Below are 13,325 nucleotides of genomic sequence, written 5' to 3'. Positions count from 1 at the left end.
GCCGGACGGGCTGGAAGTGGCCGATGCGGTCCCGTCGGTACGCCGACGGGCCGGAGGCCACGGCCTCCGGCCCGTCGTTGTCGGTTCACGGCGCGCTGCGCTGGCCCGGGAAGGCCGCGGCCGTCACGGACGGGCCCAGGGAGCCGACCGCCGCCGTGCGGCGGGACTGGTGCGGGAGCGGGCTGTCCGGGTGCAGGGCGGGCGGTGCCTGGGGTCCCGCGTGGCCCGGCTGGCCCGGCGGGAGTGATCCCGCGGTGCCCGGAACGCCCTCGGCGTCCTGGTTCCGGTCGGCCTGTGGGCGCCGCGCGCGGTACGCGGCCCGGTAGGCGGCCGGGGACGAACCCAGCTGGCGCCGGAAGTGGCCGCGCAGCGCGACCGGGGAGCGGAAGCCGCAGCGGCCGGCGACCTCGTCCACCGAGTAGTCCGACGTCTCCAGCAGGCGCTGCGCCTGGAGCACCCGCTGCGTGATCAGCCACTGCAGCGGCGCACTGCCGGTCAGCGAGCGGAAGCGGCGGTCGAAGGTACGACGGCTCATGTACGCGCGTGCCGCCAGCGTCTCCACGTCGAACTGTTCGTGGAGGTGCTCCAGCGCCCAGGCGACGACCTCGGCGAGCGGGTCGGCGCCGATCTCCTCCGGTAAAGACCTGTCCAGGTAGCGTTCCTGGCCCCCGCTGCGGCGCGGCGGCACCACCAGGCGGCGGGCCAGCGCGCCGGCCGCCTCGTTGCCGTGGTCCGTGCGCACGATGTGCAGGCACAGATCGATTCCGGCCGCCGTGCCCGCGGAGGTCAGCACGTCGCCGTCGTCCACGAAGAGCTCCCGTGGATCGACGTGTACCGACGGATAGCGTTTCGCCAGTGTCGGCGCGTACATCCAGTGCGTGGTCGCGGGACGGCCGTCCAGCAGGCCCGCCGCCGCGAGGACGAAGGCACCGGTGCACAGCCCGACGATGCGGGCACCCTCCTCATGGGCCCGGCGCAGTGCGTCCAGGGCCTCCTCCGGTGGCGGGGAGGTGATCGAACGCCAGGCCGGCACCACGACGGTGCCCGCCCGGGATATCGCCTCCAGGCCATGCGGTGCGGTGAGTTCCAGGCCCCCCGTCGTCCGCAGCGGGCCCTCCTCGCCCCCGCAGACGAGCAAGCGGTAGCGCGGTACGCCGGCGTCCTGGCGGTCAACCCCGAACACCGACAGCGGTATGGAACTCTCGAAGATGGGGCCGCCGCTGAACAGCAGCACCGCGACGATCTCCTTGCGGCGGCGCCCGGAGAGTTTCCGGGCCGTCGTCTCCGGCGCGGCAGTGGAGTCGTGGCTCATACTGCTAAGCCCCCCTCGGTGGTCGCGGCTCCTCGGTTGTGTCGCTCCTGCACGTTTCCCCTCGGTCCTGCACGAGTCCCCCGCCGTAAGACATCAAGATCGAATCTACTGCGTCCCGTCGCGCGCCGGTGGCCGGTTCACCACCCAGCGCATTGTCGACTTGGCAACTTGGCGTGAAGCATTCGATCACGAAGCGTTGCACTCGTGGGCCGTGCAGGGAAGTGCGCCTTGTCGCAGTGGCCAATCCACGTAGGGTGCGCAGGGTCCGCCGGACCCTTTTCGTGCAGGTCGAACGGGGGGTGGGGGGTGACTGCGGCAGGGTACGTGCACAAGCCAGAAGTTGGCTGAAAAGATGCGGGCGAGGGCGCGGAAACCGGTCAGTTGACCGGTGTCCCCCCGCCATCGTGCCACCGGTGCCGCCGTCTCCCGGTTCCGGCCCGCCCGCGCCGGCCCCGCAAGGGCTCCGGTCCCCCGGACGGCAGCGGGCGCGAAGTGCCACGCGGTACCGCCCACGAGGGCCGGCGCACGGCCGGGCCGACGGTCGCCGCGGGGCGCGGCGGACCCCTCGCGGCGGCTCGCTCCCACCGGCAGGTGAACCCCGGGCAAACCACTTGTACGGGACAGCAACCATTGCGTGACGGGCGGACCCTCGTGCATGCTCCGGTGAACCCGCCTGCGGACACGCGCGGGACCTGGGCTCAGGAGGCGTGCCGCCGTACCCTTGAGGGTATGGGATCGGGAAGGTAATTCCCGGACACAGCTCCGCCGCACACTGTCGTCCCCGCAAAGGATCACACCCCCGAGACAGCCATGGCCGGTCACGAATTCTTCGAACCCGCGGACCGCAAGCGGTCGGTCGCCGATCCCACGGCGGCCGAACCCCTGGCGGCGGAGGAGTCGCGCCACCCCTGCGACCCCGCGTTCCGGCACGGTGTGGTCGTCGGCTTCGACGGCTCCACCTCCAGTGAACGGGCCCTCGCGTACGCCATCGGCATGGCGCGGCGCTCCGGTTCGGGCCTGATCATCGTCCACGTCGCCAACCGGCTGCCCACCACGGTCTGGGCGGGCTGCGAACCGCCGGTCTTCGTGGACGTCCCCGACCACCGCACGGAGGTGCTCGGACTCGAGCTCGCCTGTGCGGACTACCTGGCCGAGGTGCCGTGGATCCTCGTCGAACGCGGTGGGGACATCTGCCACGAACTCGAGGAGGTGGGGCGGGAGTATGCCGCCGATGCGATCGTCGTGGGTTCCACCCACGGTCTCGTGGGGCGGCTTTTCGGGTCCGTCGCCGGGCGGCTGGCGAAGCGGGCGCAGCGGCCGGTCGTCGTTATCCCGTAAGAGGGGGACGGCCCGTGCGTGTCGGCCGGCAACACGCGGGGGCCCGTCCTGTGGTTCGGCCCGTGCGGGCCCCTGGGGCTGGTCGTGTCCGCGGGGCGGAGTCGTACGCCGATCCTCCGCTCCGTGCCCTTGGGGGTGGGGTGCTGTTGCGTCGTGACCGGCCTGGCGGGGTTTTTGGGCTGGTCGTGTCCGCGGGGCGGAGTCGTACGCCGATTCCGCCCCGCGCCCTGGAAGCGGGGTGCTACTCGACCGTCACCGACTTGGCGAGGTTGCGCGGCTTGTCGATGTCCCGGCCGAGGGCCAGGGCGGTGTGGTAGGCGAGGAGCTGGAGGGGGATGCCCATGAGGATGGGGTCGAGTTCGTCCTCGTTCTTGGGGACGAGGATCGTGTGGTCGGCCTTCTCCTGGTCCTGGTGGGCGACCGCCACGATCCGGCCGCTGCGGGCCTTGATCTCCTCCATGGCCGCGCGGTTCTTCTCCAGCAGGTCGTCGTCCGGGACGATCGCGACCGTGGGGAGGGCCGGCTCGATCAGGGCCAGCGGACCGTGCTTCAGCTCGGAGGCCGGGTACGCCTCGGCGTGGATGTAGGAGACCTCCTTGAGCTTCAGGGAGGCCTCGCGGGCCACCGGGTAGCCCCGGACGCGGCCGATGAAGAGCATCGAGCGGGCCTCGGCGTACTCCAGGGCCAGCTTCCTGATCTCCTCCTCCTGCTTCATGATCTCGGAGATCTGGCCCGGGAGCCGACGCAGGCCCTCGATGATCCGCTTGCCGTCGCGCACCGACAGGTCACGGGTGCGGCCCAGGTGCAGGGCGAGCAGGGCGAAGGCGACCGTGGTGTTGGTGAAGCACTTCGTGGACACCACGCAGACCTCGGGCCCGGCGTGGACGTAGATGCCGCCGTCCGCCTCGCGGGCGATCGCGGAGCCGACGACGTTGACCACGCCCAGCACCCGCGCGCCCTTGCGCTTCAGCTCCTGCACGGCCGCCAGCACGTCGTACGTCTCACCGGACTGGGAGACCGCGACGTACAGGGTGTCGGGGTCCACGACCGCGTTGCGGTAGCGGAACTCGGAGGCGGGCTCGGCGTCGGCGGGGATCCGGGCCAGCTCCTCGATCATCTGCGCGCCGATCATGCCGGCGTGGTACGAGGTGCCGCAGCCGAGGATCTTCACGCGGCGGATCCGGCGCGCCTCGCGGGCGTCCAGGTTGAGGCCGCCCAGGTGCACGGTGGAGAAGCGGTCGTCGATCCGGCCGCGCAGCACGCGGTCCACGGCCTCGGCCTGCTCGTGGATCTCCTTGTGCATGTAGGTGTCGTGGCCGCCCATGTCGTACGAGGCCGCCTCCCACTCCACGGTGGTCGGCTCGGCGGTCGTACGGGTGCCCTCGGTGGTGTAGGTGCGGAAGTCGTCGGCCTTCAGCGTCGCCATCTCGCCGTCGTCCAGCGTCACGATCTGGCGGGTGTGGGCGACCAGCGCGGCGATGTCGGAGGCGACGAACATCTCCTTCTCGCCGATGCCGAGCACGACCGGCGAGCCGTTGCGGGCCACCACGATGCGGTCCGGGAAGTCGGCGTGCAGCACGGCGATGCCGTAGGTGCCCTCGATGAGGCGCACGGTCTCGCGGACCTTGTCCTCCAGCTTCTCGGCCGTCGAGCGGGCGATGAGGTGGACGAGGACCTCGGTGTCCGTCTCGGAGAGGAACTCGACGCCGTCCGCCTCCAGCTTGCGGCGCAGGTCGGAGGCGTTGTCGATGATGCCGTTGTGGACGACGGCGACCTTGCCCTCGGCGTCCAGGTGCGGGTGGGCGTTCACGTCGGAGGGGGCGCCGTGGGTGGCCCAGCGGGTGTGGGCGATGCCGGTGGTGCCCTTGAAGCGCGCCGGGACCTTGGCCTCGAGGTCGCGCACCCGGCCCTTGGCCTTGACCGTCTTCAGGCCGGACGCCTTCGGGGACGTGACGGCAATCCCCGCCGAGTCGTAGCCGCGGTACTCCAGGCGCTGCAGGCCCTCGAGCAGCAGGGGAGCGACCTCGCGCCTGCCGATGTATCCGACGATTCCGCACATATGCGTATTGTTCCTAGCCGTAGACGATGCGGCGTAGCTGCCGGAGCGAGAGCTCGGGCGGCGCCACCGCTCGGTATCTGAGGTCCGCCTCGATCCGTTCGAAGATCGTCGCGTTCACCAGACCCCGGGCCTGGAGTTCGCGGTGGCGGCGACGGACGTACTCCTCGGTCGTCTCGTCGAAATAGGCGAGCACGTCCTGGACCACGCGCAGCGCCTCGCCCCGGCTGAGGGGCGTGGACCGCGTCAGATGATCAACAAGTTCGTCGTGCACCCGATGATCCTGAGGTACCGGCCGTCTTTTCGCAAGAAACGTGCCCGGTTTCGGGCAGGACTCACCGGTGGGGCCCGGGATCGGCTTACATCCGCTTGAGGATCGCCTGCTTGGCGAGGGTGAACTCCTCGTCCGTCAGCACCCCGGACCGGTGCAGCTCGCCCAGCTGCCGCAGTCGGCGCAGCAGGGTGTCGTGGTCGTCCTCGGCCGCGGCGGGGGCCGTCTGCGGCGGTGCGGTCCCCGGCTCCCGGGGGCGGTCGTCGGCGGGAGCGGCCGGGTGCGGCAGACGGGCCTGGACGGCGGCGGCGGCGAGCGCCATCAGCGGGTCCTTCTTGAAGCCCCACAGCTCCACGGCGTGGGGGTTGTACTTGGCGGGCGCCTCGGTGGGGGAGTGCCGTACGAGGAAGCGCAGGTGGCCGTTCTCCAGGCCGGTGGCCGGCTGCCACTCCACGCCGGTCAGATCGGCCAGCGCGAGGGTGCGGGCGCCGGCGGCGGCCTTGGCGTCCTCCGTCTTCCAGTTCCACTCCAGCCGGACGCGCTCGCCGTCGAAGCCGACCGTGCCGTCCCCGGCGGAGACGGACAGCGGCACGGACGGACCGGGCAGCAGGTACTCGGTGACCGGGCCGGCGGGAACCCGGTCCAGCAGCAGGGCGGTGCGGACCTCCTCCGTGAAGTACTCGGCGACGCCGTAGCGGTCGGAGTCGACGATCAGCCGGTAGGGGTCGTGCGGCTCGGCGAGCCGGCCGCCGGTCGCGTGCAGCAGGGGGTCGGCGCCGTCGCGCAGCCGCAGTCTGAGCCGTCCGTTCCTCTTGCCCTGCTCCAGCGATATGCCCGCCAACGCCCGCAGGGGCACCACCAGTTCGCCCAGGGTCCTGCGGAGCAGCCCGACGCTCCTGTCCCGTCCGGGGGTCAGCCGCAGGGCTTCCCCGTCGAAGGTCCAGGTGCCGTCCTTCTGGATGATTTCCGCCATGGGGGGATTGTTCCACCGGATCTGCGGGGGCGGCCCGGACCGGTCCGGCGTCCCTTGCGGGGCGGCCGGGTCCGCACGGTTCCCGTGCCGACGGGCGCCCCGGAGGACCGTACTCCGGGGCGCCCGCCCGTTCGTGGGTCAGAACCCCGCGATCGGGTTCTTCAGGGTGCCCACCAGCTGGAGCGCGCCGGACGGGTCGGTGAGGTCCACCATCTGCTTGTTGTTGCGCAGCTGGAGGCGGTTGAGGCAGGACAGGGCGAACTCGGGGGCGAACATGTCGTACCGGGCGAACCTGTCGGCCAGTTCGGGCACCGACGCCTGGTACTCGCGGGTGACCTCCGCGACCGTGCCCCAGAAGCCGTCCTCGTCCAGGACGCCCTCCTCGGCGAGGTTCGCCGCGAGGAAGCGGAAGAAGCAGTCGAAGACGTCCGTGAAGATCGACAGCAGCTTCGTGTCGTCCGGGACCTCCACCCGGATGCGGGAGACCTCCGGCGGCAGCACCGCGGTCGGGTCCATCACCGCGATCTCCTCGGCGATGTCCTTGTAGACCGCCCGCCGCACCACCCCGTCCTCCAGCACGAGGATCACGTTCTCGCCGTGCGGCATGTACACCAGGTCGTAGGCGTAGAAGCTGTGCAGCAGCGGGACGTAGTACGCCCGCAGGTAGTGCCGCAGCCACTCGGCCGGAGCGAGCCCCGAGCGCTCGATCAGCGCGCCCGCGAAGGACCTCCCCTCGTGGTCGACGTGGACCAGTGACGCCATCGTGGCGAGCGACTCGCCGTCCTCCAGCGACGGCACCGGGCTCTCCCGCCACAGCGCGGCCAGCATCTTCCGGTACGGCGAGTAGCGGTCGGTGGCCTGCTCGTACTCCAGGTGCCGGTAGCCCACGGCGGCCCGCTCGCGGATGATCGAAAGCCCCGTGGCCCGCAGCACCGGGTCGTTGTCGACGAGCCGGGCCAGCCAGTCGTTGATCGCCGGGGTCGCCTCCATGTAGGCGGCGGACAGCCCGCGCATGAACCCCATGTTGAGGACGGACAGGGCCGTCTTCACGTAGTGCTTCTCGGGGTGCGAGGTGTTGAAGAAGGTGCGGATGGACTGCTGGGCCAGGTACTCGTCGTCGCCTTCGCCCAGGCAGACCAGGTGTCCGCGCGCCACCTCGGCGGCGAAGGTGACGGACAGCTTGTTCCACCACTGCCAGGGGTGGACGGGGACGAGGAGGTAGTCGTCGGGGTCGCGGTCCTGCTCGCGCAGGACGCCGTGGAAGCCCTCGACGGTCTCCTCGCCCAGCTCCTGCCGGATGAACGACTCGTACGTGATCCCGGCCCCCGCCGTGAACGCGGCCCGCGAGCGGTGCGCGGCCAGCCACACCAGCTTCACCGGGTTCGCGGCCTCCGGCGCGTACGACAGGTACTCGTGGACGCCGAAGCCGAGCCGCCCGTTGTTGGCGACGAAGCAGGGGTGGCCCTCGGTCATCCCGGTCTCGATGGCCTGGAAGCCGGCGTCGATCAGCTCGGCGGCCGGGACCTGCGGCTTGGTGAGTTTGTAGCAGGTGCCGGAGAGGGTGGAGGAGATCTCCTCCAGGTACACCGGCAGGATCTCCTCGCTCAGGCCCAGGGACTTCTGCAGCTCGATGAAGAAGTCCAGGGCCGCGAGGTCGAGTTCGGCGTCGCCGCGGTGGCGGGTGATCGAGTCGGCGTCGATCACCCAGTGGTCCAGGGCGCGGAGCGTCGCCGTGAAGGCGTACCGGGTCAGGCCGTCGTCGCTGCGGACGACGTACCCGCCGTCGCCGGTGGCCTCCGGCGTGATGAGCCGCTCGTGCGCGAACTCGGCGAGCGCCTTGCGGACCAGGAGGCGGTTGGCCCGCGCCCAGAGGCGGGGGGACAGGTGCGCCACGGCGTCGGACGGGGTCATACGGATGCTCCTCGGGCGGCCTCGAACTGTTCGCGCGTGCAGAAGCTCAGCAGCGCGCGCTTCTCCGGCTTGTCGATCTCACGCTCGGGGACGAAGCCCACGGCCTCGTTCAGGGCGTGCACGGCCTTGTTGGACACGTCCGGCTCGACCACGACCCGCCGGGTGCCCGGGTCGGCGAACAGTTCCTCCATCACGGCGGTGATGACGGCCCGGGTGAAGCCGTGGACGGGCCGGTCGGTGGGGGCGACCAGGAAGTGCATGCCGACGTCGCCGGGCTCGGGGTCGTACAGGCCGACGAGTTCGACGTACCGGGGGTCGTACTTCTCCATGAGGAAGGCCGGTTCGCCGTCGTGCAGGCCCAGGTAGGCGTGGTGGTGCCGGTGGGCGGCGATGCGCGTGTACTCGCGTTCGACGTCCTGGAGCGTCGCGTCCTGCATCATCCAGAAGGCCGCCTTGGGGTCGGTGACCCAGCGGTGCAGCAGCCCGGCGTCCTTCAGCGGGTCCAGGGGGCGGACGGTGAACGTACCGATGCTCATACGGCGAACTCCTGGAACGCGATGGTCTTCTCGACCGGGTAGTACTCGGCGCCCAGCAGCTCGCGGATGATGGTCGCGTTCCGGTACGGGCCCATGCCCAGGTCGGGGCTGGTGACGCTGTGCGTGTGGACGCCGGCGTTCTGCAGGAAGACGCCGCGGCCGGTGACGTCGATGGCGTAGTCGCGGCTCACGTCGAAGCGGCCGTGGCCGTCGAAGCGGAGCCGGTCGCGCACCGGGTCGAGGAAGGCCGGCGGCTCGTAGTGGTAGCCGGTGGCCAGTACCAGGCCCTCGGTGCGGATCTCGAAGTCCTTGCCCTGTTCGTCCTGGTGGAAGCCGAGCGTGTAGCCGCCGTCCTCGTACCGGGCGGTGGTGAGCGAGGAGTTGGTGAGCAGCCGGGTGGCCACCGGCCGGTCGCCGCTCTCGACGTTCTTCTGGTACAGCAGGTCGAAGATGGCGTCGATCAGTTCCGAGTTGATGCCCTTGAACAGGCCCTTCTGCTGCTTCTCCAGCCGGTAGCGGGTCTCCTCGGGCAGCGCGCGGAAGTAGTCGATGTAGTCCGGGGAGGTCATCTCCAGGGTCAGCTTGGTGTACTCCAGCGGGAAGAACCGCGGGGAGCGGGTGACCCAGTTGAGCTGGTAGCCGTGGAGGTCGATCTCGGAGAGCAGCTCGTAGTAGATCTCGGCGGCGCTCTGCCCGCTGCCGACGATCGTGACCGACTCCTTCTCCAGCAGCTCCGCCTTGCGGTGCATGTAGTGCGCGTTGTGGAAGAGGTCGCCGTCGAGGCCGCGGCAGGGCTCCGGGACGAACGGCACGGTCCCGGTGCCGAGCACCAGGTGCCGGGCGCGGTACGACTCACCGGCCGCCGTCGCCACGGTGTACAGACCGTCGCCCTCGTCGTACGTCACCTCGGTGACCGTGGTGCCGAAGCGGATGCTGCTCAGCTTGGCGGCGGCCCAGCGGCAGTAGTCGTCGTACTCGACCCGCAGCGGGTAGAAGTTCTCGCGTATGTAGAACGAGTACAGCCGCCCCTTCTCCTTCAGGTAGTTGAGGAAGGAGTACGGGGACGTCGGGTCGGCCAGGGTGACCAGGTCCGACATGAACGGGGTCTGGAGGTGGGCGCCGTCGAGGAACATCCCGGCGTGCCACTCGAAGTCCGGCTTGGACTCCAGGAAGACGCCGTTCAGTTCGGCGATGGGCTCGGTGAGGCAGGCGAGGCCGAGGTTGAAGGGGCCCAGTCCGATTCCCACGAAGTCGTAGGTCGTGTGCGTGGTGCCCGTCGTCGGGTCAGGAAGCGCGGTCAAGGGACTCTCCCAGGTACTGCTCGGCGTGGCCGGCGATCAGATCGAGGACGGCGGCGATGTCGGACGTCGTGGTCTCGGGGTTCAGCAGGGTGAACTTCAGGTAGTGGCGTCCCGCCACCTTGGTGCCCGCGACCACCGCGTCACCGGAGGCGAACAGGGCCTTGCGGGCGTAGAGGTTGGCCCGGTCGATCTCGGCGGGGTCGGTGACGGCGGCCGGGACGTAGCGGAAGACCAGGGTGGACAGGCTCGGCTCGACCACGACGTCGAAGCGGGGGTCGGCGGCCAGCAGGTTCCAGCCCTCGGCGGCCAGGTCGCACACCTCGTCGAAGAGCTGCCCGATGCCGTCGGCGCCCATCACGCGCAGCGTCATCCACAGTTTGAGCGCGTCGAAGCGGCGGGTGGTCTGCAGGGACTTGTCCACCTGGTTGGGGATGCGTTCCTGCACCATGCGGCGCGGGTTGAGGTACTCGGCGTGGTAGGTGGCGTGCCGCAGCGTGGCCGCGTCGCGGACCAGTACGGCCGACGAACTGACCGGCTGGAAGAAGGACTTGTGGTAGTCGACGGTGACGGAGTCGGCGCGCTCGATGCCGTCGATGCGGCCGCGGTGCTTCAGTGAGACGAGCAGGCCGCAGCCGTAGGCGGCGTCCACGTGCATCCAGGCGCCGTACCGTCCGCACAGTTCGGCGATCTCGGGCAGCGGGTCGATGGAGCCGAAGTCGGTGGTGCCGGCGGTGGCGACGACGGCCATGGGGATCAGGCCGGCCTCGACGCAGCGCTCCAGCTCGTGGGCGAGGGCGACGGTCTGCAGGCGCTTGTCGTGGTCGACGGGTACCGCCACCACGGCGTCCTGGCCGAGGCCGAGCAGCTTCGCGGACTTCTTCACGCTGAAGTGGCTGACCTCGGAGGCGAAGATGCGCAGTTTCGCCAGGTCGACCTCCCCTTCCCGCCCGTCCCGCCCCGGCTTGGCCTCCTCGCGGGCCAGCAGCAGTGCCTGGAGGTTGGACTGGGTGCCGCCGGAGGTGAACACGCCGTCGGCGGCCGGTCCGAGGCCGATGCGGCCCGCCGTCCAGTCGATGAGTTTCCGCTCGATGAGGGTGCCGCCGGCCGACTGGTCCCAGGTGTCCAGGGAGGAGTTGACGGCGGAGAGCACGGCCTCGCCGAGCACGGCCGGGATGGCGACCGGGCAGTTGAGGTGGGCGAGGTAGCGGGGGTGGTGGAAGTAGACGGCGTCCCGGAGGTAGACGTCCTCCAGTTCGTCCAGCACGGCGGTGGTGTCGTGGAGCGGCTGGTCGAGGTCGATGCCGTCGATGCGGGGGGAGAGCGCGTCGACGGTGACGCCGGTGAACGGCCGGTCGGTGGTGGCGAGTTTGGCCGCCACCCGCTCGACTCCTTCGGTCACGGAGCGGCGGTAGTGCTCCGCGGTGGTGTCGTTGAGCAGGTGCGAGCGCATGTGGGGGTCCTCCGGTGGGGACGATCCGGTGCGGGAGAGCCGACGGCGTATTACTTAGGCAAGCCTAACCTAAGCAGTGTGCCATGAAACCCCTTCCGCCGTGACGGTGATCACTCCTGTGCCGGGAGTGACCGGGGCCGGCCGGGCGCCGGACTATCCCTGTGCGCGCAGCTGTTCCTCCGTCAGCCCGCGACGCCAGTAGCCCACGAACGTCACCCGCCTGCGGTCGATCCCCCGCTCGCCCACGAAGTGCCGCCGCAGCCGCTTGACGCAGTCCGCCTCCCCGGCGATCCAGACGTACGGCCGCTCGGCGGGCGGGAGTCCGGCGGTGCGGATGCCGTCCAGGGCCACGGGGGAGCCCTGACCGTGCGCAGCCCTGACGAACCACGTGATCTCGGCGTCGGCCTCGGTCGCCAGGTCCTGGACGTCCCCGGCGTGCGGCACCTCCAGCCACACCCGGACGCGGGTGCCGGCCGGGAGGGCCTCCAGGACGGCGGCGGCGGCCGGCAGGGCGGTCTCGTCGGCCCAGAGCAGCACCAGGTCGGTGTCCTCGGGCGGGCGGAAGCGGATCGCGCGGTTGTCGGCGATCGCGGGGCCGAGCAGCAGCACCCGGTCGCCGGCGGCGGCGCGGGCGGCCCAGCGGGAGGCGGGGCCCGCCTCGGCGGACGCGCCGGCCCCCTCGGTGACGCCGTGCAGCACGAAGTCGACGTCGACCTCGGTGGTGTGCCCCCCGGCGTCCGTGCGCAGCCCCCGCAGCGTGTACGAGCGCATCACGGCCCGCACGTCGTCGGGGAGTTCGCGCCACCCCTGCCACCAGTCGTCGCCCAGTTCGAGCGGCACGACCGGCTCGCTCTGCCCCGGATGCGGCAGGAACAGCGACAGGGACTGGTCGCGCCCGTCGGAGCGGAAGTCCCGCAGATCGGGACCCGCGAAGGTGACCCGGACCAGGGACGGACCGAGCCGCCTCACCGTCACGACCTGGAGGGCGAAGAAACGGAACGGGGCGGCTACGGCGGTGGTCACGTGTGGCTCCGGGGGGGGGGAGAGGGGTTCCGGCGGGTGCGGTCAGCCGACCTTCTCGGCCTTCTCGATGGCCTCGGCGAGGTTGTCGAGCAGCGGCGTGCACTTGTCGTAGGACAGGATCGGCTCGGGGGAGCGGGAGATGACCTGGCCGGCCTTGACCGCGGGGAGCTTCTTCCAGGTCGCCTCGGTGATGTCGGCGGGCTGGACGGTCGAGGCGCGGTCGTCCATGATGATGACGTCGGCCGGGTACTTGTCGACGTTCTCCCAGCTCAGCGTCTCGAACCAGCCGCCGGTCGCCTTCTTGGCCTCCTCCGGGGGCTCCACCAGGTTCACACCGAGGGCCTTGAAGTACTCCAGGTCGATGGAGAAGTTGGAGCCGGAGACGTAGAAGACCTCCTGCGCGGCGGAACCGGCCAGCACCCTGATCTCCGGGCGGGACTTCGCGGCCTTGCGCAGCCGCTCGGCGGCGGCCTCGAACTTCTTCTTCGCCTCGACGGCCTTCGTGGCCTTCATGTCGGCGCCCAGCGATTCGGCCAGCTCGGCCATGCGCTGCAGCGGCTCGGGCATCTGGAGGTCGTAGACGGAGATCGCGACGCTCGGGGCGAGCTTGGCGATCTTGTCCTTGGAGGCCTCCGGGACGTACCAGAGCGTCCCGGCGTCGTCGAACGTCGTGGAGATGAGCACCTCGGGCCGGAAGGCCGCGTACTGCTCGACGTTGAAGCTGTCGAACTTGTTGCCGAAGATCGTCAGCTTGCTGACGTCCATGTCGCCGGCCTGGACGTCGGCCTTGCCGTCCGTCGTCGTGGTCGGCCCGAAGACGCCCTTCACCTCGACGCCGTAGTCGTACAGCGCGGCGGCGACGCCGGTGAACGCGACGATGTTCGTCGGCACCTCGTCGAGCTTCACGGTGGTGCCGCGGTCGTCCTTGAAGGACCACGGACCGGACTTCGCCCCGCCGGACCCCGCCGCGTCCGAGCCGCCGCCCTTCGCGTCGTCGTCCCCGCAGGCGGTGAGCACGGCGCCGAGTCCGAGGGCGCCACCGGCGGCGAGCAGTCCCCGACGGGAGAAGCGGGCGGTTCTGGCGTTCGACATGGGAGGTTCTGCTTTCGTGCGTACGGAGCCGTCCTGGGCTGGAAACAGGATTAGGTTAGCCT

At 70.7% G+C, this 13,325-nt stretch carries 11 protein-coding genes; 1 reads left to right on the top strand and 10 read right to left on the bottom strand.

Annotated features, from left to right (window positions below; translation table 11 throughout):
- Positions 1-85: 85 nt before the first annotated feature.
- On the bottom strand, positions 86-1,312 hold the full coding sequence (locus KYY02_RS05900; RefSeq protein ID WP_371236368.1) for a helix-turn-helix domain-containing protein: 1,227 nt from the start codon (positions 1,310-1,312) through the stop codon (positions 86-88).
- A gap of 810 nt (positions 1,313-2,122) precedes the next feature.
- On the opposite strand from KYY02_RS05900, the gene KYY02_RS05895 reads away from it, so the two are divergent.
- Complete coding sequence (locus KYY02_RS05895; RefSeq protein ID WP_030825127.1) at positions 2,123-2,650, top strand: universal stress protein; 528 nt, start codon at positions 2,123-2,125, stop codon at positions 2,648-2,650.
- A 241-nt stretch (positions 2,651-2,891) separates the two neighbouring features.
- On the opposite strand, the gene glmS is transcribed toward KYY02_RS05895, so the two are convergent.
- The 9 genes from glmS to KYY02_RS05850 all read right to left on the bottom strand — a co-directional run bounded on the left by glmS (position 2,892) and on the right by KYY02_RS05850 (position 13,263).
- Positions 2,892-4,709, bottom strand: coding sequence for a glutamine--fructose-6-phosphate transaminase (isomerizing) (glmS, locus tag KYY02_RS05890; RefSeq protein WP_371236366.1), 1,818 nt, complete (start codon positions 4,707-4,709; stop codon positions 2,892-2,894).
- 13 nt (positions 4,710-4,722) lie between these two features.
- Complete coding sequence (locus KYY02_RS05885; protein ID WP_371236364.1) at positions 4,723-4,980, bottom strand: hypothetical protein; 258 nt, start codon at positions 4,978-4,980, stop codon at positions 4,723-4,725.
- Positions 4,981-5,065: 85 nt separating this feature from the next.
- A complete protein-coding gene (locus KYY02_RS05880) occupies positions 5,066-5,950 on the bottom strand; it encodes a DUF4429 domain-containing protein (RefSeq protein ID WP_371236362.1) in 885 nt (294 codons plus the stop codon).
- Positions 5,951-6,088: 138 nt separating this feature from the next.
- On the bottom strand, positions 6,089-7,861 hold the full coding sequence (locus tag KYY02_RS05875; RefSeq protein WP_371236361.1) for an IucA/IucC family protein: 1,773 nt from the start codon (positions 7,859-7,861) through the stop codon (positions 6,089-6,091).
- Positions 7,858-8,397: a GNAT family N-acetyltransferase gene (locus KYY02_RS05870; RefSeq protein WP_371236360.1), complete on the bottom strand. Its 540-nt coding sequence runs from the start codon at positions 8,395-8,397 to the stop codon at positions 7,858-7,860. Before KYY02_RS05870 ends, KYY02_RS05875 begins: the two co-directional genes overlap by 4 nt.
- Positions 8,394-9,698 (bottom strand): lysine N(6)-hydroxylase/L-ornithine N(5)-oxygenase family protein, encoded by a 1,305-nt coding sequence (locus KYY02_RS05865; RefSeq protein WP_371236359.1) that lies wholly within the window; start codon positions 9,696-9,698, stop codon positions 8,394-8,396. The genes KYY02_RS05870 and KYY02_RS05865 overlap by 4 nt, the downstream gene beginning before the upstream one ends.
- On the bottom strand, positions 9,682-11,148 hold the full coding sequence (desA, locus tag KYY02_RS05860; protein WP_371236358.1) for a lysine decarboxylase DesA: 1,467 nt from the start codon (positions 11,146-11,148) through the stop codon (positions 9,682-9,684). The genes KYY02_RS05865 and desA overlap by 17 nt, the downstream gene beginning before the upstream one ends.
- A 153-nt stretch (positions 11,149-11,301) precedes the next feature.
- Positions 11,302-12,171, bottom strand: a complete 870-nt coding sequence (locus tag KYY02_RS05855; protein ID WP_371236357.1) for a siderophore-interacting protein — start codon at positions 12,169-12,171, stop codon at positions 11,302-11,304.
- Positions 12,172-12,213: 42 nt separating this feature from the next.
- Positions 12,214-13,263 (bottom strand): ABC transporter substrate-binding protein, encoded by a 1,050-nt coding sequence (locus KYY02_RS05850; RefSeq protein ID WP_371236356.1) that lies wholly within the window; start codon positions 13,261-13,263, stop codon positions 12,214-12,216.
- Positions 13,264-13,325: the final 62 nt, after the last annotated feature.

It is taken from the genome of Streptomyces pimonensis (assembly GCF_041380215.1).
GTDB classification, from domain to species: domain Bacteria; phylum Actinomycetota; class Actinomycetes; order Streptomycetales; family Streptomycetaceae; genus Streptomyces; species Streptomyces pimonensis.
This window is presented reverse-complemented; position numbering and strand designations above follow the sequence as displayed.